This is a genomic window from Geodermatophilus arenarius, assembly GCF_042654585.1.
In the GTDB taxonomy this organism is placed as follows: domain Bacteria; phylum Actinomycetota; class Actinomycetes; order Mycobacteriales; family Geodermatophilaceae; genus Geodermatophilus; species Geodermatophilus arenarius.
Genome location: NZ_JBHSGR010000018.1, coordinates 1 through 21,538, shown reverse-complemented (window position 1 = coordinate 21,538; position 21,538 = coordinate 1). Strand labels below are relative to the sequence as shown.

General features: G+C 76.8%; 26 protein-coding genes. 17 read left to right on the top strand and 9 right to left on the bottom strand.

Translation table 11 applies throughout. The annotated features are described in order from the left end of the window. Positions 1–5 precede the first annotated feature (5 nt). The 3 genes from ACFO3M_RS15965 to ACFO3M_RS15955 form a co-directional block, all read right to left on the bottom strand. On the bottom strand, positions 6–1,088 hold the full coding sequence (locus tag ACFO3M_RS15965; protein WP_387990774.1) for a DUF4192 domain-containing protein: 1,083 nt from the start codon (positions 1,086–1,088) through the stop codon (positions 6–8). 103 nt (positions 1,089–1,191) lie between these two features. Next, on the bottom strand, positions 1,192–1,947 hold the full coding sequence (locus ACFO3M_RS15960) for a hypothetical protein (protein WP_387990771.1): 756 nt from the start codon (positions 1,945–1,947) through the stop codon (positions 1,192–1,194). A 54-nt stretch (positions 1,948–2,001) separates the two neighbouring features. Next, positions 2,002–2,295, bottom strand: a complete 294-nt coding sequence (locus ACFO3M_RS15955; protein WP_387990768.1) for a Dabb family protein — start codon at positions 2,293–2,295, stop codon at positions 2,002–2,004. Positions 2,296–2,357: 62 nt separating this feature from the next. Between ACFO3M_RS15955 and ACFO3M_RS15950 the strand changes: the two genes are divergently transcribed. From ACFO3M_RS15950 to yczE, 7 genes are all read left to right on the top strand, one after another. After that, the gene (locus ACFO3M_RS15950) at positions 2,358–3,611 is read left to right on the top strand and encodes a glycosyltransferase family 4 protein (protein WP_387990765.1); all 1,254 of its coding nucleotides are present in this window, start codon (positions 2,358–2,360) and stop codon (positions 3,609–3,611) included. Positions 3,612–3,645: 34 nt separating this feature from the next. After that, entirely contained in the window at positions 3,646–4,407 is a 762-nt protein-coding gene (locus tag ACFO3M_RS15945; protein WP_387990762.1) for a class I SAM-dependent methyltransferase, read from the top strand. Positions 4,408–4,444: 37 nt separating this feature from the next. Beyond that, positions 4,445–5,479 carry a prenyltransferase gene (locus ACFO3M_RS15940; protein ID WP_387990759.1) on the top strand — a complete coding sequence of 345 codons (1,035 nt, stop codon included), beginning with the start codon at positions 4,445–4,447 and terminating at the stop codon, positions 5,477–5,479. Positions 5,480–5,544: 65 nt separating this feature from the next. After that, positions 5,545–6,363 carry a glycosyltransferase gene (locus tag ACFO3M_RS15935; protein WP_387990757.1) on the top strand — a complete coding sequence of 273 codons (819 nt, stop codon included), beginning with the start codon at positions 5,545–5,547 and terminating at the stop codon, positions 6,361–6,363. Continuing rightward, positions 6,360–7,289 carry a glycosyltransferase family 2 protein gene (locus tag ACFO3M_RS15930; RefSeq protein WP_387990754.1) on the top strand — a complete coding sequence of 310 codons (930 nt, stop codon included), beginning with the start codon at positions 6,360–6,362 and terminating at the stop codon, positions 7,287–7,289. Before ACFO3M_RS15935 ends, ACFO3M_RS15930 begins: the two co-directional genes overlap by 4 nt. Before the next feature lie 9 nt (positions 7,290–7,298). Then, the gene (locus ACFO3M_RS15925) at positions 7,299–7,820 is read left to right on the top strand and encodes a DinB family protein (RefSeq protein WP_387990751.1); all 522 of its coding nucleotides are present in this window, start codon (positions 7,299–7,301) and stop codon (positions 7,818–7,820) included. A 171-nt stretch (positions 7,821–7,991) separates the two neighbouring features. After that, positions 7,992–8,597 carry a membrane protein YczE gene (yczE, locus tag ACFO3M_RS15920; RefSeq protein WP_387990748.1) on the top strand — a complete coding sequence of 202 codons (606 nt, stop codon included), beginning with the start codon at positions 7,992–7,994 and terminating at the stop codon, positions 8,595–8,597. Here yczE and ACFO3M_RS15915 read toward each other — a convergent pair. The 4 genes from ACFO3M_RS15915 to ACFO3M_RS15900 form a co-directional block, all read right to left on the bottom strand. Beyond that, entirely contained in the window at positions 8,581–8,910 is a 330-nt protein-coding gene (locus ACFO3M_RS15915) for a TraR/DksA family transcriptional regulator (RefSeq protein WP_387990745.1), read from the bottom strand. The genes yczE and ACFO3M_RS15915 overlap by 17 nt on opposite strands. Next, entirely contained in the window at positions 8,900–9,586 is a 687-nt protein-coding gene (locus ACFO3M_RS15910; RefSeq protein ID WP_387990742.1) for a class I SAM-dependent methyltransferase, read from the bottom strand. Before ACFO3M_RS15910 ends, ACFO3M_RS15915 begins: the two co-directional genes overlap by 11 nt. After that, a complete protein-coding gene (locus ACFO3M_RS15905) occupies positions 9,583–10,851 on the bottom strand; it encodes a YibE/F family protein (RefSeq protein ID WP_387990740.1) in 1,269 nt (422 codons plus the stop codon). The genes ACFO3M_RS15910 and ACFO3M_RS15905 overlap by 4 nt, the downstream gene beginning before the upstream one ends. 63 nt (positions 10,852–10,914) lie before the next feature. After that, on the bottom strand, positions 10,915–11,382 hold the full coding sequence (locus ACFO3M_RS15900) for an STAS domain-containing protein (RefSeq protein WP_387990737.1): 468 nt from the start codon (positions 11,380–11,382) through the stop codon (positions 10,915–10,917). A gap of 164 nt (positions 11,383–11,546) precedes the next feature. On the opposite strand from ACFO3M_RS15900, the gene ACFO3M_RS15895 reads away from it, so the two are divergent. The 7 genes from ACFO3M_RS15895 (at position 11,547) to ACFO3M_RS15865 (ending at position 17,244) form a co-directional block, all read left to right on the top strand. Next, entirely contained in the window at positions 11,547–12,044 is a 498-nt protein-coding gene (locus tag ACFO3M_RS15895; protein ID WP_387990735.1) for an Hsp20/alpha crystallin family protein, read from the top strand. A gap of 98 nt (positions 12,045–12,142) precedes the next feature. Next, positions 12,143–12,547, top strand: a complete 405-nt coding sequence (locus ACFO3M_RS15890; protein WP_387990732.1) for a helix-turn-helix domain-containing protein — start codon at positions 12,143–12,145, stop codon at positions 12,545–12,547. Between the two features lie 32 nt (positions 12,548–12,579). Then, on the top strand, positions 12,580–12,891 hold the full coding sequence (locus tag ACFO3M_RS15885) for a metal-sensitive transcriptional regulator (protein ID WP_387990729.1): 312 nt from the start codon (positions 12,580–12,582) through the stop codon (positions 12,889–12,891). Between the two features lie 28 nt (positions 12,892–12,919). Continuing rightward, entirely contained in the window at positions 12,920–13,129 is a 210-nt protein-coding gene (locus ACFO3M_RS15880; protein ID WP_387990726.1) for a heavy-metal-associated domain-containing protein, read from the top strand. A gap of 25 nt (positions 13,130–13,154) precedes the next feature. Then, positions 13,155–14,036, top strand: a complete 882-nt coding sequence (locus tag ACFO3M_RS15875; protein WP_387990723.1) for a hypothetical protein — start codon at positions 13,155–13,157, stop codon at positions 14,034–14,036. Further along, positions 14,033–16,348 (top strand): heavy metal translocating P-type ATPase, encoded by a 2,316-nt coding sequence (locus tag ACFO3M_RS15870; RefSeq protein WP_387990720.1) that lies wholly within the window; start codon positions 14,033–14,035, stop codon positions 16,346–16,348. Before ACFO3M_RS15875 ends, ACFO3M_RS15870 begins: the two co-directional genes overlap by 4 nt. Further along, complete coding sequence (locus ACFO3M_RS15865) at positions 16,345–17,244, top strand: oxidoreductase (protein WP_387990717.1); 900 nt, start codon at positions 16,345–16,347, stop codon at positions 17,242–17,244. The genes ACFO3M_RS15870 and ACFO3M_RS15865 overlap by 4 nt, the downstream gene beginning before the upstream one ends. 21 nt (positions 17,245–17,265) lie before the next feature. On the opposite strand, the gene ACFO3M_RS15860 is transcribed toward ACFO3M_RS15865, so the two are convergent. Together ACFO3M_RS15860 and ACFO3M_RS15855 are read right to left on the bottom strand one after the other, a co-directional pair. Continuing rightward, the gene (locus tag ACFO3M_RS15860) at positions 17,266–18,195 is read right to left on the bottom strand and encodes a M56 family metallopeptidase (protein ID WP_387990714.1); all 930 of its coding nucleotides are present in this window, start codon (positions 18,193–18,195) and stop codon (positions 17,266–17,268) included. A 1-nt stretch (position 18,196) separates the two neighbouring features. Beyond that, positions 18,197–18,556 (bottom strand): BlaI/MecI/CopY family transcriptional regulator, encoded by a 360-nt coding sequence (locus ACFO3M_RS15855; RefSeq protein WP_387990711.1) that lies wholly within the window; start codon positions 18,554–18,556, stop codon positions 18,197–18,199. A gap of 206 nt (positions 18,557–18,762) precedes the next feature. On the opposite strand from ACFO3M_RS15855, the gene ACFO3M_RS15850 reads away from it, so the two are divergent. The 3 genes from ACFO3M_RS15850 to ACFO3M_RS15840 all read left to right on the top strand — a co-directional run. After that, positions 18,763–20,316 (top strand): cytochrome ubiquinol oxidase subunit I, encoded by a 1,554-nt coding sequence (locus ACFO3M_RS15850; RefSeq protein WP_387990708.1) that lies wholly within the window; start codon positions 18,763–18,765, stop codon positions 20,314–20,316. 14 nt (positions 20,317–20,330) lie between these two features. Next, positions 20,331–21,338, top strand: coding sequence for a cytochrome d ubiquinol oxidase subunit II (gene cydB / locus ACFO3M_RS15845; protein ID WP_387990705.1), 1,008 nt, complete (start codon positions 20,331–20,333; stop codon positions 21,336–21,338). Between the two features lie 8 nt (positions 21,339–21,346). After that, a partial coding sequence (locus ACFO3M_RS15840; protein WP_387990702.1) for a hypothetical protein occupies positions 21,347–21,538 on the top strand: 192 nt, incomplete at its 3' end.

Sequence of the window (21,538 nt, the reverse complement as noted above, 5' to 3'; positions counted from 1 at the left end):
CCCGCTCACCCGGCCTCCTCGAGGGTGCTGCTGATCAGCACGCGCAGCTGGGCGGGCGGCAGGCACTGCGCCAGGCCGTCGGCGAGCAGCCGGGGCAGCCGGGCGTCCGGGTCCGCGGCCAGCGCGCGGTCCAGGGCCACGTTGGCCGTGGCGCCGTCGCCGCGCAGCCAGGCGCTGACCGCGAGCAGCGTGGCCGGCGGCCCGTCGAGCGGTACCGGCGCGCGGCGGGTGCACTCGGTCCACAGCACCTCGGCGGCCGCGGCGTCCTCGCCCAGCGCGAGACCGAGCGCGCGGTCGCGGACGTCGGGGACGGTGAGCCCCCACAGCACCCGGGCCACCCGGGCGTCGGCGAGCCGGGTGGCCGCGGTGGCCGGTCCGGGCCGGCAGTCGGCCAGGGCCGCGGCGAGCGCCGCGCCGGCCTCGGCGGCGACGGCGTCGCGGCCGAGCGCCCGGAGCCGGGCGGCGTGCTCGCGGCCCTCCGCCAGGCAGGCCGCCGCCATCGCGGGCGCCGCCGGGTCGCCGTCGGGCGGGGTGATCCGCGCGGCGAGCGCGGCGCGGACGGCGGCCAGGACCGCGCCGTCGGCCACCGCCGCGGCGGCCAGCGGGCTGGCGCCGGCGGGCAGCGGCGTCCCGGAGCCGGGCTCGCAGCACGGGTACGGGCAGTCGTAGTCCCACCAGCGGCCCGACCGGACCAGCAGCGCCTCGCGCACCGGCACGTCCCGGGCGTCGAGGGCGAGCACGAGCTCGTGCACCAGGTCGCGGTGCGGGAGCTCCGGGGCCGGCTCCCCCGGCCCGGACGGGAGGACGGGGACCGACCGGTCGTCGGGGGCCTCGGACACCACCGCCAGCAGCACCGCGACGGGGTCGTCGGTGAGCACCTTCCCGGCCAGCGTGACCGCCAGCGCGCGGGCCGCGGCGGGCGGCGGGAGGTCGGCGCGCACGGTGAGGCCGACGCGGCTGCCGTTCGGGCCGCGCAGGCCGACCAGCACGATCGACTCGGCGGGGTGGAAGCCGAGCAGGTGGGGCAGGGCGGCGGCGACCTCGCCGGTGTCGCCGAGCCGGATGACGGGGATGGGGGGTTGGTCCACCCGGCCGACCCTGGGGCCGGACGGGCCCTCGCTGGGCTCGCGCAGGGTGCCTGTGGAGGGGGCCGCTCCTGTGGACGGCCGGGACCGGGGGTGTCGGTCCCGGCTAGTCGAGGGCCTCGGCCTGCGTCTCGTACGCCTGCTCGAGCAGGCCGGTGAACGCCGTGGGGTCGGGCCGCCCGCCGGAGGTGTCGGTGGTCAGCAGCACGACCACCCGGTCCCCGTCCTGCACCACGCCGACCAGCGCCGGCACGGTCAGCTGCTGCCCGTCGGGCCCGGTCACCGTGGTCGTGTAGGTGACCCCGGCGGAGCCGTCACCGAGGTCGGGGACGTCGAGCCCGGCGAAGGCGATGGTGACCGTGCCGACCTGCGGCGCGCTGACCTGCACCTCCCGGCACCGGTCGAGCTGCTGACCGAAGCCGGCCAGCGCGTCCTCGGCCGGGCCGCCGGAGGCCAGCGCCTGCACGGTGGTGACCGTCCCGGTGACGGCGACCTGCGCGGCGACGTCGTCGTACTCGTCGAAGGACGGCTGGGTGCCCTGCACCGCGGGCCCGCACTCCGGCGGGGTCACCTGCAGGTCCTCGGCCGTGCCGCCGGCCACCGCCGCGCCCTGCGCGAGCTGGGCCTCGGTCAGCGGGGTGACCTGCGCGCCCGCGCCGAACGCCTCGGCCGGCAGCAGGCCGGGCGCGAGGTCGGTCCCGGCGGACGAGGACGGCGACGCCGAGGACGAACCCGAGGCCGAGGACGACGAGGAGGTGGAGGCGGGCGAGGCCGCGCCCCGGACGTCCTCCCCGCCGCAGGCCGCGAGCAGCGGGACGGCGAGCAGGCCGGCGGTGGCGAGGACGGGGCGGCGTCCGGTCATGCGCCGGACGCTATCCAGCACCGGGCAGAACCGCAGGTCAGCCGCCCGATCGGGTCACAGCTCGTACTGGACGGCGCTGCGGGCGGCCAGGTACGGGCGCACGTGCTCGGCGATGACCGCGAGGTGCACCGGGTCGGTGGCGTAGCGCCGGAAGGCCTCGGCGTCGGGGAAGTCGGCGACCAGGACCGCGTGCGCGTTGCCCTCGACCAGGCCGGCGTCGGGGGCGACGGTGAACCCCAGCGACCCGGGCACCTGCTCCGGCAGCCGGCGCAGCGCGGCCACCGTCTCGGCCCGCCGGGCGTCGTCGGCGGCGTCGGACCAGGTGAAGTGCACGACGTGTCGGATCACGCCGGTCACCCTGTCAGGCGGGCCCGGAAAGTGGACCGGACGGGGTCGGTAGGGTCCGGCGCATGGGACGACGGCTGCGGATCGCACTGCTGTCGTACCGCAGCAAGCCGCACGGCGGCGGCCAGGGCGTCTACGTCCGGGCCCTCTCGCGCGAGCTCACCGCCCTCGGCCACGACGTCGAGGTGCTCTCCGGCCAGCCCTATCCCGAGCTCGACGACGGAGTCCCGCTCACCCAGGTGCCGAGCCTGGACCTCTACCGCGAGCCCGACCCGTTCCGGACGCCGCGGCCCTCGGAGTTCCGCGACCGGATCGACGTCCTGGAGTGGGCGGCGATGTGCACCGCGGCGTTCCCCGAGCCGCTGACCTTCACGCTGCGCGCCGCCCGGCTGCTGCTCCCCCGCGCGCACGAGTTCGACGTCGTGCACGACAACCAGAGCCTGGGCTACGGGCTGCTGCGGCTGGTCCGCGCGGGCGTCCCGACCGTGGCCACGGTGCACCACCCGGTCGCCATCGACCGGCAGCTCGAGCTCGCCGCCGCGCCCACGCTGCGACGCCGGCTGACCCTGCGCCGCTGGTACGCCTTCACCGCCATGCAGGCCCGCGTGGCCCCCCGGCTGGACGCGGTCACCACCGTCTCGGAGAGCTCGCGGCGCGACATCGAGACCCACCTGCACGTCCCCGCCGCGGCCGTCGAGGTCATCCCCGTCGGCATCGACCCCGACGTCTTCACCCCGCCGCCGGCCGACCGGCCGCGCGAGGCCGACTCGATCGTCGTCACCACCAGCGCGGACGTCCCGCTCAAGGGGCTGGTCCACCTGCTCGAGGCGGTGGCCAAGCTGCGCACCGAGCGGCCGGTGCGGCTGACCGTCGTCGGCACCGCCCGGCCCGGCGGTCCGGCCGAGTCGGCGCTGGACCGCCTCGGCCTGCGCGACGCCGTCCGCTTCACCGGGCCGCTGCCCGAGGCCGACCTGGTGCGGCTGCTGCAGACGGCCACCGTCGCCGCCATCCCCTCCCTCTACGAGGGCTTCTCGCTGCCCGCGGTCGAGGCCATGGCCTGCGGGACGCCGCTGGTCACCACCGACGCCGGCGCGCTGCCGGAGGTGGTCGGCTCCCAGGCCGGCCTGCGGGTGCGCGCCGGGGACGTCGACGAGCTGACGGCGGCGCTGAAGCTGGTGCTCGAGAAGCCGTCGCTGCAGGAGCAGCTCGGCCGCGCCGGGCGCCGCCGGGTGCTGGCCGCCTACACGTGGCGCTCGACCGCGGAGCGGACCGCGGACTGGTACGCCGGGGTGCTGGACCGGAAGGGGCGCCGCGGATGACGCCGGGCCCGACGCGCGACCGGGAGGGCCGTCCGTGCTGACCGTCGACTACGACCTGCTCGACCTGCGCCCCGGCATGACCGTGCTGGACCTCGGCTGCGGCGAGGGCCGGCACGCCTTCGAGGCCTACCGCCGCGGCGCGTCCGTGGTCGCCGTCGACTGGGGCGTGCCCGAGGTGGAGACGACCAAGCGGTGGCTGGGCGCGATCGCCGAGGCCGGCGAGGCACCGGCCGGGGCGCACCACGAGGTGGTCCGCGGCGACCTGCGGCACCTCCCGTTCCCCGACGGCAGCGTCGACCGGGTGATCGCCTCGGAGGTGCTCGAGCACATCCCCGACGACGGCACCGCGATGACCGAGATCGCCCGGGTGCTCAAGCCGGGCGGGCGGGTCGCCGTCACCGTGCCGCGGTACGGCCCCGAGCGGGTGTGCTGGGCGCTGTCGGACGCCTACCACGCCAACGAGGGCGGGCACGTCCGCATCTACCGCGGCGACGTGCTGCGCGCCCGGCTGTCGGTGGCGGGCCTGGTGCCCGGGCGCAGCCACCACGCGCACGCGCTGCACGCGCCCTACTGGTGGCTCAAGTGCGCCGTCGGGGTGGACCGGGACGCCGCCGTCGTCCGGGCCTACCACCGGCTGCTGGTGTGGGACCTGACGAGGCGGCCGTGGGTGACCCGGCTCGCCGAGAGGGTGCTCGACCCGCTGATCGGCAAGAGCCTCGTGGTCTACGCGGACAAGCCCCGGGTGCCGGCGGCGGGCGCCCGCCCGGAGCGGGAGAAGACCGCTGCGGTCCGCTGAGCTGCCCGAGCTGCCCGGCGTCCTCGACGGGGCCGCCGTGCGGCGCACCGTGTCCGCCATCGCCGCCGAGCAGGGCCGCGACGGGTCGCTGCCGTGGTTCCACGGGGGGCAGCTGGACCCGTGGGACTCGGTCGAGGCGGCGATGGCCCTCGACGTCGGCGGGGAGCACGCGCGGGCGGCGGCGGCCTACCGCTGGCTGGCCGCCCGGCAGCGCCCGGACGGCTCCTGGGCCGCCGAGTACCGCGACGGCGCCGAGACCCAGCCCGCCGTCGAGAGCAACCACGCCGGCTACCTCGCCGTCGGGGCGTGGCACACGTGGCTGGCCAGCGGCGACGAGCGACTGGTCCGCGAGCTGTGGCCGGCCGTCCGCCGCGGCCTGGACCTCGTCGTGGACATGCAGCTGGCCTCCGGCGCCATCGGGTGGGCGCTGCGGCCCGACGGCACGCCGGACGACGTCGCGCTGCTCACCGGCAACGCCAGCCTGTTCCAGGCGCTGCGCTGCGGCATCGCGCTGGCGGAGCTGGCCGGGCGGTCGCAGCCGGACTGGGAGCTGGCGGTCACCGGCCTCGGCACGGCGCTGCGCACCGAGCCCGCCGCCTTCGCCGACCGCTCCCGCTGGTCGATGGACTGGTACTACCCGGTGCTGGCCGGCGCGGTCACCGGCGGGCCCGCCCGCGCCCGGCTGGCGGCGGACTGGGACCGCTTCGTCGTCCCGGGCCTGGGCGCCCGCTGCGTGGCCGACCGCCCGTGGGTGACCGGCGCGGAGACCTGCGAGCTGGCGCTGGCGCTCGTCGTCGCCGGGCAGCCGGAGGCCGCCCTGGAGCAGGTGGCGGCCATGCAGCACCTGCGCCACGACGACGGCTCGTACTGGACCGGCTTCGTCTACCCCGACGACGCGCGCTGGCCGGTCGAGCGGACGACGTGGACCGCGGCGGCGGTGGTGCTCGCCGCGGACGCGCTGGCCGGCGCCACACCCGCCTGCGGGTTGTTCGCCGACCCGGCGGCGCTGCCCGCGCCGGGCACCGAGGACGCCGGTTCGGCAGCGACGCTGCCGGGCAGTGCCTCCGCGTGACGCGCACGTCGGTACGGCCCCGCACCCCCCGCACCCCCACCCCCGACGGCGTCAGCGTCGTCGTGATGAGCCGCGACCGGCGCGCGGACCTGCTGGCCACGCTCCCGCGCCACGAGGCGCCGGTCGTGCTGGTGGACAACGGCTCCACCGACGGGACCGTCGACGCCGTCCGCGCCGCGCTGCCGCAGGTGACCGTGCTGCCGCTGGTCGAGAACGCCGGGGCCCACGCCCGCACGATCGGCGCCGGGCACACGGGCAGCGAGTTCGTGGCCTTCGCCGACGACGACTCGTGGTGGGCGCCCGGCGACCTCGCCCGCGCCGCGGCGGTCATGCGCGCGCACCCGCGGCTGGCGGTGCTCAACGCGCGGGTCCTCGTCGGCCCGGAGGAGCGGCTGGACCCGCTGTGCCCGGAGCTGGCCGCGAGCCCCCTCGGCACCCCGGCGCACCTGCCCGGACCGCGGCTGCTCGGCTTCATCGCGTGCGCGGCGATGGTGCGCACCGAGGCGTTCCTGTCCGTCGGCGGCTTCGACCCGGTGGTGCGCTTCCCCGGCGAGGAGGAGCGGCTGTCGCTGGACCTGGCCGCCGCCGGCTGGGACATCGCCTACGTGGACTCGGTGACCGTGCACCACCACCCCTCGGTCCGGCGGTCCGACCCCGCCGCGCGGCAGGCCGCGATCTGGCGCTCGAAGCTGCTCACCGCGGTGATGCGGCTGCCGCTGCGCGACGTCGCCCGCACCGTGGGCGCCGCGCTCCGGGCCGGGGCGCCCGGGCGCCAGGGGCTGCGGCGGGCGCTGATGCGGCTGCCCGCCGCGCTGCGCCGCCGTCGCCGGCTGCCCGCCCACGTCCTGGCCGACCTGCGCCTGCTGGCCGGGGACGCCGCGTGACGGCCACCGCCGCACGGCCGCAGGAGATCGGGAGCGACCCGCGGGTCGCCGTCGTCGTGATCACCCACCAGCGCCGCGACGAGGTGCTCGGGGCGCTGTCCCGGCTGCGGGCGCTGCCCGAGCGGCCGCACGTGGTGGTCGTCGACAACGGCTCCACCGACGGGACCGCGGAGGCGATCGCCCGGCGCTTCCCCGCCGTGGAGCTCGTCGCCAGCCCGGAGAACCTGGGCGCGATCGGCCGCAACGTCGGCGTCGGCCGGCTGGACACGCCGTACGTGGCCTTCTGCGACGACGACACCTGGTGGGACCCGGGGTCGCTGCGGACGGCGGCCGACGTCCTCGACGCGCACCCGCGGCTGGCCGTGGTGACCGCGCGGATCCTGGTCGAGCCCGGCGGCCGGGAGGACCCGATCGTGCCGGAGCTGCGCGACTCCCCCGTCCCCGGCGCCGGCTGGCTGCCCGGCCCGGCGCTCGGGTCCTTCCTCGCCGGCGCGAGCGTCGTCCGGCGGGAGGCGTTCCTCGAGGTCGGCGGCTTCAGCGAGCGGCTGTGGCTGGGCGGGGAGGAGGAGCTCATGGCCGGCGACCTCGCCGCCGCCGGCTGGGAGCTGTGCTACCTGCCCGAGCTGACCGTGCACCACCAGGCGTCGAAGGCCCGCGACGGGCACCGCCGCCGGCGCGACGGCATCCGCAACACCCTCTGGACGACGTGGCTGCGGCGCCCGCTGCGCCCGGCGCTGCGGCGCACCGTGCACCTGCTGGCCACGCTGCCGCGGGACCGGGTGACCGCGCAGGGGCTGTGGGCCGCCGTCCGCGGGATCCCCTGGCTGGTGCGCGAGCGGCGGGTCCTGCCGCCGCACGCGGAGGCCCGGTTCGCCGCGCTCGACGCCGCCCAGCGCCGCTCCACCGCCCGCCGCTACGTCAGCTGAGGGGACCCCGTGACGCCGCCGGACCACCGCACCGACCCGCCGCTGGTGGCGGAGGAGACGGCCACCGTCCTGGGTTTCCTCGAGTACCAGCGGCAGACGCTGGAGTGGAAGTGCGCGGAGCTGACGCCGCGGCAGCTGGCGACCCGGGCGGTGCCGACGTCGGAGCTGACCCTGCTGGGGATGGTCCGGCACCTGGCCGCGGTGGAGGCCGGCTGGCTGGTCGGGTTCGGCGGGCTGCCGTTCGACCTCTGGCCCGACGTGGTGCGGGACCGCGACGAGCAGTTCCGGGTGGACCCCGCGACCGTCACGGCGGCCGACGTCAAGGCGGCGTGGGCGACGTGGCGGGCGGTTGCGGAGGCGGTGCGGTCGGTCGTCGGCCGGCTGCCGCTGGACACCGCGGACCGGCCGTGGGGCCGTGACGACGAGTTCTCCCTGCGCTGGATCCTGGTGCACCTGGTCGAGGAGTACGCCCGGCACAACGGCCACGCCGACCTGATCCGCGAGGCCCTGGACGGCGTCACCGGCGAGTGAGCGCCGGCGCTCCGGCGCCCGGTGTCGACCTGCTGCTGTCTCGGCCCCGCTGAGGCGGCACCAGGTCGACGACGGGCGCCCCGGACCAGGCCAATCCGGGCGATTGGCCCGTAGGAGCCAGGCCGGGCGCGCAGCAGAGTGGCGGTCGTGTTGCAGCACCGTCCGGTTCCCGTGTCGGCCCGTCTCCCGCGCCGCCTCGTCCAGCTCTACGCCGGCCTCGCGCTGTACGGGGCGTCGATGGCCCTGCTGGTGCGGTCCTCGCTCGGGGTCACGCCGTGGGACGTGCTGCACCAGGGCCTCGCGCAGCGGCTGGGCTGGTCGCTCGGGCTGGTCACCGTGGTCGTGGGTGCGCTGGTCCTGCTCGCGTGGATCCCGCTGCGGGAGCGGCCGGGGATCGGCACGGTGAGCAACGTCGTCGTCATCGGCGTCGCCGTCGACGGCACGCTCGCCGTCCTGCCCGCGCCGTCGCACCTGGCGGCGCAGGCGGCGTTCGCGGTGTCGGGCATCGTCCTCAACGCCGTCGCCACGGCCGCCTACGTCGGGGTGCACCTGGGGCCGGGCCCGCGGGACGGGCTGATGACGGGGCTCGTGCGGCGCACCGGCGGGTCGGTGCGGCTCGTGCGCACCACGATCGAGGTCGCCGTCGTCGCGACCGGGTGGGTGCTCGGCGGCACCCTCGGCGTCGCCACCGTCGCCTACGCCCTCGCCATCGGCCCGCTCACCCAGCTGCTGCTGCCCCGCCTGTCGGTGCGAGCGGAGGTCAGCGCGCGCAGCTGATGCAGGTGCGGGCGGTGGGCCGGGCGGCCAGGCGCTCGGGCGCGATCGGCCCGCCGCAGGTCTCGCAGCGGCCGTAGGTGCCGGCCTCGACGGCGGTGACGGCGGCGTCGACGTCGGCCAGCCGGCGGCGCGCCTGCTCCAGCAGCGCCGCCACCTGCTGCCGCTCGAAGGCGATGGTGGCGCCCTCCGGGTCGTGCTCGTCGTCGGCGTTGGACGCCCGCGACGCGGCGACGATCTCGTCGAACTGGCGGGTGAGCGCCTCGATCTGCGCCTGGGCGGCCGCCCGCTCGGCGCCCAACGCGTCAGCGGACACGGCGCAGCAGCCGCAGCGAGCCGGTGCCCGGCAGCTCCTCGAAGTCCCCGGACGCGAGCACCCGGCGGTACACCCCGAAGGGTGCCTGGCCGCCGTCGGCGGGGTCGGGGAAGACGTCGTGGATGGCCAGCGTGCCGCCGACGGCGAGCTTGTCCACCCAGGCGTCCTGGTCGCGGCGCGCGGACTCCTCGGTGTGGCTGCCGTCGAGGAACAGCAGCGCCAGCGGGGTCGTCCACAGCGGCGCGAGCACCTCCGACCGCGCGACGACGGCGACGACGACGTCCTCGGCTCCCGCGTCGGCGATCGTGCGGCGGAACCGCGGCAGGGTGTCGATCCGCCCGACGGCGGGGTCGACCAGCGACGGGTCGTGGTACTCCCAGCCGGGCTGGTGCTCCTCGGACCCGCGGTGGTGGTCGACGGTGACCACCTGCCGGCCGGTCTCCCGCGCCGCGGCGGCGAGGTACAGCGCCGACTTGCCCATCCACGAGCCGATCTCCAGCAGCGGGCCGGGCACCGCCACCGCGCGGGCGGCCTCGTAGAGGGCGCGGCCCTCGTCGGCCGGCATGAACCCGGGTGCGGCCTCGGCGGCCGCCAGTAGTCGAAGGACCCCGTCCTCCTCCCGCCTCGCGAGCTCGGCGCGAGCCTCTGAACGGGGCCGGTCGGTGCGCGTGTTCACCGGGCAAACCTCGCACGCAGGCCCGACAGGCGTCGCTCCGGGGCCGCGCCGGCCGCCGTCCCGGCCGCGGTCGCGAAGAACGCGCCGACCGCCGTCGTCACCGGGACCGCCAGCACCAGCGCGATCGCGCCGACCAGCGTGCGGATGACCTCCTCGGCCACCGCGGCGCTGGTGAGCGTGACGCCGGCGGGCTGCGTGTAGACCTCGAACAGCAGCAGCAGCGGCAGCGCGGCCCCCGCGTAGGCGAAGACGATCGTGTAGACGGTGGAGGCGATGTGGTCGCGGCCGACGGCCATGCCGCGGCGGTACAGCTGCCGCCACCCCATCGCCGGGTCCACCTCGTTGAGCTGCCAGATCGCCGAGGCCTGGGTGATCGTGACGTCGTTGAGCACGCCGAGGCCGGCGACGACGACCCCGGCGATCACCAGGCCGGAGAAGTCCAGCGTCGGGTCGAACGTCAGCAGCTGGATGGTCTCCTCGCTGGTGAGCCCGGTCAGCCGCGCGACGTCGACGGCCACCGACCCCAGCACGGTCACCAGCGCCAGGCCGAACAGGGTGCCCACCAGCGCCGTCGTCGTCCGGGCGGAGAAGCCGTGCGCGAGGTACAGGACGACGAACATGATCGCCGCCGAGCCGACCAGGCTGACCAGCGTCGGCGAGGACCCCTCCAGCAGCGCCGGCAGCACGAACCGCAGCAGCACGAAGAACGCGAAGGCGAGGCCGACCAGCGCGGCGAGCCCGCGCAGCCGCGCGACCGCCCCGACGACGAGGGCGAACGCCACCGCGAGGACGACGATCGGCGTGGTCCGCTCGAAGTCGGCGAACTGGTAGTCCGGGCCGCCCTCGGCGCCGGGGTCGCGGGTGAGCACGAGGGTGTCGCCCTCGCCCACCCCGTTGGCGACCACCTCGGCCGACAGGTCGACCTGCTGGTAGTCCCCCGCGCCGTCGCCCTCGAGCACCTCGACGACGGCGGTGGCGCACGTGGCCTGCCCGGTCCCGGCCTCACCGCAGGGCAGCGTCTGCAGCGAGACCACCCGCGCGTCGGCGTAGGTGGTCCCCGCCGGGAGGAAGGTGGCCGCGACCTGCTCGGCGCTGGTCGGCTCGCCGCCGGGCCAGAGCGCGACCAGGCCGACCACGGTGGCCAGCCCGACCGGCACGAGCAGCAGGAGCATCAGCGTGACCGCGCGGCGTCGCCGGGTCAGCGTCTCCGGGCTCGGCGGGGGCGCGTCGGGGTCGGGCCCGTGGCTGTGGGTGTGGGGCGGCACCCGGCCAGGCTAGGAGCAGCCCCCGGCCCGGGACCGCCCGACACCGTGGTCGCGCGGCGCCGGTCAGGCGCTGCGGCCGTCCGGCCCGTCCGGGCGCCGCGAGGGACCCCCCGACGGCGGTGCGCCGCCGGCGTCGGCCGGTCCGGCGCCCTCGCCCACCACCTCGAAGCGGCGCCACAGGCCGGTCAGCTGCAGCGGCCGCGCGACCGCGGCCGGCGGCTCGACCAGCGCGACGGTGACCGCCCGCGGCTGGGTCATCCGCTGCAGCTGCACGAGGACGGCCATCCCGGCGGAGTTCATGTAGGAGACGCCGCTCAGCTCCAGCTCCACCCGCGAGAGCGTGGGCACCGACAGCAGCTGGTCGGTGACCACGCGGACCAGCGGCCGGCGGGCGGCCTCGGTGAGCTCACCGGTCACGGTGATGCAGCTGACGTCGCCGTCGAGCCGGGCGTCGACCTGGGGCTCGCCCTCGTGGGGCGCGGCGCCGGGGTCCTCGGCCGCGGGTCCACCGGTCTCTCGGTGCTCGTCCATGCCCGGGGTCTGCCCCCGTTGCCCGCGGTCCATGCGCGGCCGGGAACAACAGCCGACGAGAGACGTTTACAAGGATGCCCGGTCGAGGTAATCTCCAGTCGCCACTGGAGGTTCATCCCCGGGCAGCGAACTCCACACCGGATCTCCCAGGAGGTTCACCAGCCATGCTGACCGCGTACGACCCGTTCGCCGCCACGTCCGCCGCCTTCCGCGCGCTGGACCAGCTCACCGGCCGCCCCGGCACCGCCCGCGCCCTGTCGGGCATGCCGATGGACGCCTACCGCGTCGGTGACAAGTTCGTCGCCCACTTCGACCTGCCCGGCGTGGACCCGGGCTCGATCGACCTGTCGATCGAGGGCACGACGCTCACCGTCAGCGCCGAGCGCTCCGTCCCGCAGCTGGAGGGCGCGGAGTGGGCCGTCGCCGAGCGTCCCTACGGCGCCTACACCCGGCAGCTGGTGCTCGGCCGCAGCCTCGACACCGACCGGCTGGAGGCCAGCTACCACGACGGCGTGCTCACCGTGAGCATCCCCGTGGCGGAGAAGGCCCGCGCCCGCAAGATCACCGTGACCCGCGCCGACGTGCCGGCCGCGGTGGAGAGCCGGACCATCGAGGGCGAGCAGGAGCCCGCCCAGGGCGAGACCCGGGCCGTCGAGAGCTGATCGGCGTCCCGTCCGCGGGGGCCGGGCCGGTACGGCCCGGCCCCCGCGCCACATCCGGGGCCCGTCGGGCCCCGGCACCGCAGGGAGGAGGAGGTCCCGTGGCCGGCCCCGACGACCGCCGGCAGGGCGAGCCGCAGCAGGCCGACCCGGCGGCCGACGCCGTGCGCCGGCTCGACGACCCCGACTTCCCGGCGCTCACGATGAGCCAGGCCGCCACGCTGCTCGGCGTCCAGGCCGCCTTCCTGCGCAGCCTCGACGGCTCCGGGGTCCTGCAGCCACACCGCTCCCCCGGCGGCCACCGGCGCTACTCGCGCCACCAGCTCGTCCTCGCCGCGCGGCTGCGCGGCCTCCTCGACGACGGCCACACGCTCGCCTCCGCCGAGGTCATCCTCGGCCTGCAGGACGAGCTCGCCGACGCGCGCGCGGACACCGTGCGGCTGCGCGAGACCGTCGCCCGCCTGCGCGCCGGCCGCCCGGAGGAGCCGGAGCAGGACGGGAGTTGATACCCCCTGGGGGTAGGGGTACAGTCGTCCGCGTGACCGACTCGGAGAGCGCCCCCGGCCACGTCCACGGCTACATCCACCGCAAGGACGACCACCTGAAGCGGCTGCGCCGCATCGAGGGCCAGGCCCGCGGGCTGCAGCGCATGGTCGAGGACGAGAAGTACTGCATCGACATCCTCACCCAGGTCTCGGCGATGACCTCCGCGCTGCAGTCGGTGGCGCTGAGCCTGCTCGAGGAGCACCTGTCGCACTGCGTCGCCGAGGCCGTCGCCACCGGCGGCCCGGAGGCCGACGCGAAGGTCCGCGAGGCCTCCGCCGCGATCGCCCGGCTCGTCCGTTCCTGATCCCCACCCCCACCCGGAGGACCCCGCCATGAGCACCGCCAGCTACACCGTCACCGGCATGACCTGCCAGCACTGCGTCGCCTCGGTCACCGAGGAGGTCAGCGGGATCCCCGGCGTCACCGACGTCGAGGTCGACCTGGCCAGCGGCGGCCTGACCGTCACCAGCGACGCCCCCGTCGACGACGCCGCCGTGCGCGCCGCCGTCGCGGAGGCCGGCTACGAGGTCGCCGGCCGCTGACGCGGCCGGTCGGGAGGGAGCCGTCGTGCGCACCGCCACCCGGGTCGCCGCCACGCTCGGCGCCGCGGCCGCCGTCCTCGGCGCCGGCTGGGGCGTGGGCGCCCTCGTCGGCCCGGTGGGCGCACCGCCGGCCGCCACCGGGGACGCCACCGCGGAGCACGCGGACGAGGGCGGGCACGCGGCGGCGGCTCCCGCCGAGGAGCACGACCTGCCCGCCGGGCTCGCCGTCTCGGCCGAGGGCCACACCCTCGACCTCGCCGACGACGTCCTGCCCGCCGGGGCCGCCGTCCCGCTGTCGTTCCGGCTGCTCGGGCCCGACGGCGACCCGGTGACCGCCTACGAGACCGTGCACGAGCAGGACCTGCACCTGGTCGTCGTCCGCCGGGACCTCACCGGCTACCAGCACGTGCACCCCGAGCTGTCCCCCGACGGCACCTGGACGACGACGGTCGCGCTCGAGCCCGGCGCCTGGCGGGTGCTGGCCGACGCCACGCCCACCGACCTCGGGCGCGACGTCGTGCTCGGCGCGGACCTCGCCGTCGGCGGCGCGTGGGAGCCCGCGCCGCTGCCCGCCCCCGCGGCGACCGCGGAGGTGGACGGCTACACCGTCACCCTCGACGGCGACCTGGTGGCCGGCCGGGAGTCCGAGGTCGTGCTCACCGTGAGCCGCGACGGCGCGCCGGTGACCGACCTGCAGCCCCACCTCGGCGCCCGCGGCCACCTGGTCGCGCTGCGCGCCGGGGACCTCGGCTACCTGCACGTCCACCCCACCGGGGACGCCGGCGGGCAGGTGCGCTTCGCCGTCGAGGTGCCCGCGGCCGGCGAGCACCGCCTGTTCCTCGACTTCCGCCACGGCGACGTCGTCCGGACCGCCGCCTTCTCCCTCACCGCCCGGAGCGCCCCGTGACCACCCCCACGCAGATCGAGCTGTCGATCGGCGGCATGACCTGCGCCTCCTGCGCGGCCCGCATCGAGAAGAAGCTCAACCGGCTCGACGGCGTGACCGCCACGGTCAACTACGCGACGGAGAAGGCCCGGGTCACCTTCGGCGACGGCGTCGCGCCCGAGGACCTCGTCGCGACCGTGCAGAAGGCCGGCTACACCGCCGCCCTCCCCGTTCGGCCCCGTCCCGAGGCTCGCCCCGAGCTCGCGAGGGGTGAGGAGGACGGGGCCCTCCCACCGGACGCCGGGCTGCGGCAGCGGCTGCTCGTCTCCGCGGCGCTCAGCCTGCCGGTCGTGCTGCTCGGGATGGTCCCGGCGCTGCAGTTCGAGTACTGGCAGTGGGCCTCGCTGACGCTGGCCGCCCCCGTGGTCGTGTGGGGCGGCCGGCCGTTCCACCGCGCCGCCTGGACCAACCTCCGCCACGGCGCGGCCACCATGGACACCCTCGTCTCGCTGGGCACCCTCGCCGCGTTCGGCTGGTCGCTGTACGCGCTGTTCCTCGGCACCGCCGGCGAGCCCGGGATGACGCACCCCTTCTCGCTGGCCGTCACCCGCGGCGACGGCAGCGGCGACGTCTACCTCGAGGCCGCCGCGGGCGTCACCACCTTCCTGCTGGCCGGCCGCTACGCCGAGGCGCGCGCCAAGCGGCGGGCCGGGTCGGCGCTGCGGGCGCTGCTGGAGATGGGCGCCCGCGAGGTGTCCGTCCTGCGCGGTGACCTCCGCAACGGTGGCGCCGAGGTGCGCGTGCCGGTGGAGCAGCTGCACGCCGGCGACCTGTTCGTCGTCCGGCCCGGCGAGCGGGTGGCCACCGACGGCGAGGTCGTGGAGGGCTCCTCCGCCGTCGACGCCTCGATGCTCACCGGCGAGTCGGTGCCGGTGGAGGTCGGCCCGGGCGACGCCGTCGTCGGGGCCACGGTCAACGCCGGCGGCCGGCTGGTCGTGCGGGCCACCCGGGTCGGCGCGGACACCCAGCTCGCGCAGATGGCGCGGCTGGTCGAGGAGGCGCAGAACGGCAAGGCGCAGGTGCAGCGGCTGGCCGACCGGGTGTCCGGGGTGTTCGTGCCGGTCGTGCTCGCGCTGGCGCTGGCCACCCTGGGCTTCTGGATCGGCACCGGCGCCGGCGTGGCCGGGGCGTTCCCCGCCGCCGTCGCCGTGCTGATCATCGCCTGCCCCTGCGCCCTCGGGCTGGCCACGCCGACCGCGCTGATGGTCGGCACCGGCCGCGGCGCGCAGCTCGGCATCCTGGTCCGCGGCCCGGAGGTGCTGGAGTCCACGCGGCGGGTCGACACCGTCGTGCTCGACAAGACCGGCACCGTCACCACCGGCCGGATGAGCCTGGCCGGCGTCGTCGCCGCCGACGGCGAGGACGCGGCCGAGGTGCTGCGCCGGGCCGGCGCGCTGGAGGACGCCTCCGAGCACCCGATCGCCGCGGCCGTGGCGTCCGCCGCCCGCGAGCGCACCGGCGCACTGCCGGCCGTCACCGGGTTCCGCAGCGAGGCCGGGCTGGGCGTCCGGGGCACCGTCGAGGGCGTGCCGGTCGTCGTCGGCCGGCCCGCGCTGGTGGGCCCGCTGCCCCCGGAGCTGGCCGCGGCGGTCGCCGACGCGGACGCCGCCGGGCGCACCGCGGTCGCCGTCGGCTGGGAGGGCGCCGTGCGCGGCGTGCTCGTCGTCGCCGACACCGTCAAGCCGACGTCGGCGGCGGCCGTGCGGCAGTTCCGCGCGCTCGGGCTGCGGCCGGTGCTGCTCACCGGCGACTCGGCCGCCGCCGCCCGCGCGGTCGCCGCCGAGGTCGGCGTCGACGACGTGGTCGCCGAGGTGCTGCCGCAGGACAAGGTCGACGTCGTCCGGCGGCTGCAGGCCGAGGGCGCGACGGTGGCGATGGTCGGCGACGGCGTCAACGACGCGGCCGCGCTGGCGCAGGCCGACCTGGGGCTGGCGATGGGCACCGGCACCGACGTCGCCATCCAGGCCAGCGACCTCACCCTCGTCCGCGGCGACCTGCGCGCCGCCGCCGACGCCGTCCGGCTGGCCCGCCGCACGCTCGCGGTGATCAAGGGGAACCTGTTCTGGGCGTTCGCCTACAACGTCGCCGCGCTGCCGCTGGCGATGGCCGGGCTGCTCAACCCGATGATCGCCGGGGCCGCGATGGCGTTCAGCTCCGTCTTCGTCGTCACCAACAGCCTGCGGCTGCGCCGGTTCCGCCCGCTGCCGGGCAACGACACCTCCGCGGTGCCGTCCGGCACACCGGCGCCCGCCGCCGCGTTGGACCCGGCATGACGAGCAGCTGGACCCCCGCCGACATCCCCGACCAGACCGGGCGCACCGTCGTCGTCACCGGTGCCACGAGCGGGCTGGGCCTGGCCACCGCCCGGGCGCTCGCGGAGCGGGGCGCGCGCGTCGTGCTCGCCGTGCGCGACCCCGCCCGCGGCGAGTCGGCCGCCGCCGGCCTGCCGGGCGACGTCGAGGCGCGCTCCCTCGACCTCGCCGACCTCGCCTCGGTGCGTGCCTTCGCCGACGCCTGGGACGGTCCGCTCGACGTCCTCGTGAACAACGCCGGGATCATGATGGTGCCGCAGGGTCGCACCGCCGACGGCTTCGAGCTGCAGTTCGGCACCAACCACCTCGGCCACTTCGCGCTCACCAACCTGCTGCTGCCGCACCTCACCGACCGGGTGGTGACGGTCGCCTCGACGGCGCACCGGATGGGCGGCCTCGACCTCGCCGACCTCGACTGGCAGACCCGGCGCTACTCGGCCGAACGCGCCTACGGCGCCTCGAAGCTGGCCAACCTGCTGTTCACCCTGGAGCTGCAGCGCCGGCTCACCGCCGCCGGCTCGCCGGTGCGGGCGCTGGCCGCGCACCCGGGCTGGGCGGCCACCAACCTGCAGGGCCGCACCGGCAACCGGCTGAAGGACGCGTTCGCGCTGCTGGGCAACCGGGTGGTCGCCCAGTCCGCCGAGCAGGGCGCGCTGCCGACGCTGTTCGCCGCGACCGCCGACCTCCCCGGCGGCAGCTACGCCGGCCCGGGGCAGCTGATGGAGACCCGCGGCGCCCCGACGCTCGTGGGGCGCTCCAACGCGGCGAGCGACGTCGCGACGGCGGCCCGGCTGTGGACGGCGTCGGCCGAGCTCACCGGCGTCGACTTCCCCGCGACGCTGCCCACCCGGGCCTGAGCACCTCCGCGGAGGCGCCCCTCAGAGGGCGGGGAGCAGGAGCAGGACGGTCGGGACCAGCAGGAGCAGGCCGGCGCAGAGCAGGGCGACGGCCCGGGCGGCGGCCGGCAGCGGGGCGGGCGGGCTGACCAGCCGCAGCACGCGGGCGGCGACCGCGCCGCCGGTCACCGCCAGCGCGCCGCTCGGCACGCCCCCGCCCGCTCCCCCGGCCGTGACGACGATCGCCTGCGCCAGCGTGCGCCGCGGGTCGGGCCCGGCCAGCGAGGTCACCGCCCGGTCGTCGGCGCGCATCTCCACCAGCTCGCGGACCGCGGCGTGCGCGCGGGCGGCCGCGGGCAGCACCGGCAGCGCCGCCTCCCACGCGACGAACGGCAGCAGGTAGAGGTGGTGGTGCTCGGCCAGGTGCGCCCGCTCGTGCGCGACGACGGCGGCCAGCTGCCCGTCGTCGAGCTCGGCGACCATCCCCGAGGACAGCACCAGCAGCGGGCGGGCGCCGGGGATGCAGAACGCCACCGGCGCGGGGTGCTCGAGCAGCCGGGCGTCGGGGGCGGCCGGCGACGGCTGCACGACCAGCTCCAGCAGCGCCCGGTGCCGCCGCCGCGTGCGCGCGGTCCGCACCCACGACAGCGCGAGGACGCCGAGCAGCTCGGCGGCGAGGACGCCGGCCAGGGTGAGGGTGACCCAGTGGTCGCCCCGGACCGGGTCGCGGGCGGGGTGCCCGGTCAGCACCGCCCAGCCGGCCTCCGGCAGCGAGTGCCCCCACGGCGCCAGCCCGTGCACGAGCAGCGCGCCGATGATCGACAGTCCACCGGCCAGCCCGATCGCCTGCCAGCAGACCAGCGCCACCAGCGGATCGCGCCGGGGCCACCGGGCACGGCCGAGCAGCGCCGGCACCGGCCAGGCCAGCAGGGCGGCGAGGACCGCGAGCGCCGCGGCGGTCGCGGGCAGCACGTCAGCGCGCGTCCGGCGCCGTCTCGCTGAGCAGCTGCCGCAGGAGGCGGGCCTCCTCCGGGTCGACGCCGCCGACGAACCGGGCGAGCACCGCCTGCCGGTCGCCGGCCTGGCCGAGGACCTCGTGCATGAGCTCGGCGGCGTGGTCGGCGCGGCTCGCCCGCGGCCGGAAGCGGCGCGGCCGGGCGTCGTCGTGCTCGACGAAGCCCTTGGCCTCCAGCCGGGACAGCACGGTGTGCACGGTGGTGAGCGCCAGCTCGCGGTCGGCCAGCGCGTCGCGCAGCTCGGCCGCCGCGACCGGCCCGTCGGCCGCCCACAGCACGTCCATGACGGTGCGCTCCAGGTCTCCCAGCGACGCCACGACGACTCCTCCCCCGGCCCGGCTTCTCTACCCAGCGTAGAACGTGCTCCGCCGGCCGGCCGTGCCGCAGGTCCCCGCCCCCTCCGGAGGGAGGCCCCCGCCTGTCCGCCACCTCACACGCCGGTCGTCTACACGTTGTAGAAAAGGAGTTCTACGAGGCGTAGAAAGAAGGTGTCGGCGCAAGGCACAGACGAGGAGCGGCGCGCGTGGACGTGCTCGACATCGCCCGGTGGCAGTTCGGCATCACGACCGTCTACCACTTCCTGATGGTCCCGCTGACCATCGGACTCGGGATCCTGGTGGCGGTCATGCACACCCTCTGGGTGCGCACCGGCAAGCCGGAGTGGCTGCGGATGACGCGGTTCTGGGGCCGCGTCTACCTGGTCAACTTCGTGCTCGGCGTGGCCACCGGCCTGGTGCAGGAGTTCCAGTTCGGCCTGGCGTGGAGCGAGTACTCGCGCTTCGTCGGCGACGTGTTCGGCTCGCTGCTGGCGATGGAGGCGCTGCTCGCCTTCTTCCTCGAGTCGACCTTCCTGGGCCTGTGGATCTTCGGCTGGGGCCGCATCCCGAAGAAGCTGCACCTGGCGGCGCTGTGGGCCGCGGTCATCGGCTCGATCGTCAGCGCGTACTTCATCATCGCGGCCAACTCGTGGATGCAGCACCCGGTCGGCGTCACCGTCGGCGACGACGGCCGCCCGCAGCAGGTCGACTTCCTCGCCGTCCTGACCAACAACACCGCCCTGGCCGCCTTCAGCCACGCGATCGTCGCCGCGCTCATGGTCGCCGGCGCCCTGCTCGTCGGCATCGGCCTGTACCAGCTGCGCAGGCGCGAGCTGGCCGGCGCCCCCACCACCGACGTCGACCACTCGGTGTGGCGCCGCTCGGTGCGGCTCGGCGGGTACGTGTCGCTGGCCGCGTTCGTCCTGGTCGCCGTCACCGGCGACTGGCAGGGCAAGCTCATGTACGCGCAGCAGCCGCTCAAGATGAGCTCCGCCGAGGCGCTCTGCGAGACCGAGGCGCCCGCGCCGTTCTCGGTCTTCGCCTGGGGCAAGCTCGGCTCCAACGAGTGCGACGACGTGCACAGCTGGACCGTTCCCGGCCTGCTCTCCTTCCTCGCCCACAGCGACTTCGAGACCGCCGTCCCCGGCGTGAACGAGCTGCAGGAGGAGTACTCCGCGGTCTACGGCGCCACCTACCCCGACGACCCGTCCTTCGGCGACCGCGCCGGCCAGCCGATCGACTACACGCCGGTGCTGGCGGTCACCTACTGGAGCTTCCGGCTCATGATCGGCATGGGCGCGGTCTCGGCCGGCGTCGCGGCCTACGCACTGTGGGCGACCCGCCGCGGCCGGGTGCCGACGTCGCGGATCGGGGTCTACGGCTCGCTGCTCGCCGTCGGCGCGCCGTTCGTGGCCAACGCGACCGGGTGGGTGTTCACCGAGATGGGCCGCCAGCCCTTCGTCGTCTACCCCAACCCGGACGTCCCGGTCGGCGAGCAGGTGTACTTCTTCACCGCCCAGGCCGTCTCCCCCGGCGTCACCGCCGCCGAGGTCTGGACCTCGCTGATCAGCCTCGGCCTGCTCTACGGCGCGCTCGCGGTGGTCGAGCTGTTCCTGCTCGTCCGGCTGGTCCGCCGCGGGGTCACCACCGGCGACACGACGCCGACCCCGCCGGCGGTCGGGTCGTCCCGCAGGGACGACGACGACCCGCGTCCGGGCGACGACCGGGCCGACGACGACGTCCTCTCCTTCGCGTACTGACCGGAGTGCCTGACATGGACCTGCAGACCCTGTGGTTCGCCGCCGTCGCGGTGCTGTGGACCGGCTTCCTGCTGCTCGAGGGGTTCGACTTCGGCGTCGCGGCGCTGCTGCCGGTGCTCGGGCGCCGCACCGCGGACAAGCACCTCATGCTGCGGACCATCGGCCCGGTCTGGGACGGCAACGAGGTCTGGCTGATCACCGCCGCCGGCGCGGTGTTCGCCGCCTTCCCCGGCTGGTACGCCACCTGGCTGCCGGCGCTGTACCTGCCCTTCGTCCTGGTGCTGCTCGGCCTGATCGTGCGGGCGGTGGCCTTCGAGTGGCGGCACAGCTCGCACGACCCGCGCTGGGACGCCACCTGGACCCGCGTCATCACCGGCGGCTCGCTGGTGGCCGCGGCGGGCGTGGGCGCGGCGCTGGCCGCCACCACGCTCGGCCTTCCGATCGACGCGGCGGGCACCCGGGTCGGCGGCGCGTTCGCCGGGCTGGGCTGGTCCTCGCTGCTCGGCGCGGCCGCGGTGGTCGGCTACTCGCTGGTGCACGGCGCGCTGTTCCTCGCGCTCAAGACCGACGGCCCGGTGCGGCTGCGGGCGCGGGCGTTCGCGCTGCGCTGGTCGCCGCTGGCCGCGCTGCCGCTGCTGGTGTGGGCCGGGCTGGTGCAGCTGCGCTCGGGCACGGCGCTCACCGGCGCGCTGTGGCTGGTGGCCGCGCTCGCCGTCGTCGTCACCTGGACCCGGGTGCGGCTGGACCGCGAGGGGCAGGCCTTCGCCGGCTGGGCCACCGTGCTGCTCGCCTCGGCGGCCACGCTGTTCGGCTCGGCCCACCCGGTGGTGGTGCCCTCGACGGTCGACCCGGCCTTCGACGTCACCGTCGCCGAGGCTGCGGTCAGCGACTACACGCTCACCGTGATGACCTGGGTGGCCGCGGTCGGCCTGCCGGTGGTGCTCGCCTACCAGGCCTGGACGTACTGGGTGTTCCGCCGGCGCCTGACCGCCGAGCCGCAGTCCGAGCCGGTGGCCGCGTGAGGAGCCCGGTGCACGACAGGGGCCCCTCGCGGGGGCCGCTGGCCCCGCTGGCCGGCGTGCCGGGGCTGCCCGGCGCGCTGGCCCGGGCCGCGGCCGCCGCCCTCGGCTCGACGGCGGGGCTGCTGCTGCTCGCCGCCGGCCTCGCGCTCGCCGTCGCCCGCGCCGCCGGGTACGCCGACGGCGCCCTGACCGGCCCGCTC

Excerpts from the sequence above, each read along its gene's own strand:
- ACFO3M_RS15960 (WP_387990771.1), bottom strand. The coding sequence starts at position 1,947 with ATGACCGGACGCCGCCCCGTCCTCGCCACCGCCGGCCTGCTCGCCGTC.
- ACFO3M_RS15950 (WP_387990765.1), top strand. The coding sequence starts at position 2,358 with ATGGGACGACGGCTGCGGATCGCACTGCTGTCGTACCGCAGCAAGCCG.
- ACFO3M_RS15935 (WP_387990757.1), top strand. The coding sequence starts at position 5,545 with ATGAGCCGCGACCGGCGCGCGGACCTGCTGGCCACGCTCCCGCGCCAC.
- ACFO3M_RS15900 (WP_387990737.1), bottom strand. The coding sequence starts at position 11,382 with ATGGACGAGCACCGAGAGACCGGTGGACCCGCGGCCGAGGACCCCGGC.
- ACFO3M_RS15895 (WP_387990735.1), top strand. The coding sequence starts at position 11,547 with ATGCTGACCGCGTACGACCCGTTCGCCGCCACGTCCGCCGCCTTCCGC.
- ACFO3M_RS15880 (WP_387990726.1), top strand. The coding sequence starts at position 12,920 with ATGAGCACCGCCAGCTACACCGTCACCGGCATGACCTGCCAGCACTGC.
- ACFO3M_RS15865 (WP_387990717.1), top strand. The coding sequence starts at position 16,345 with ATGACGAGCAGCTGGACCCCCGCCGACATCCCCGACCAGACCGGGCGC.
- cydB (WP_387990705.1), top strand. The coding sequence starts at position 20,331 with ATGGACCTGCAGACCCTGTGGTTCGCCGCCGTCGCGGTGCTGTGGACC.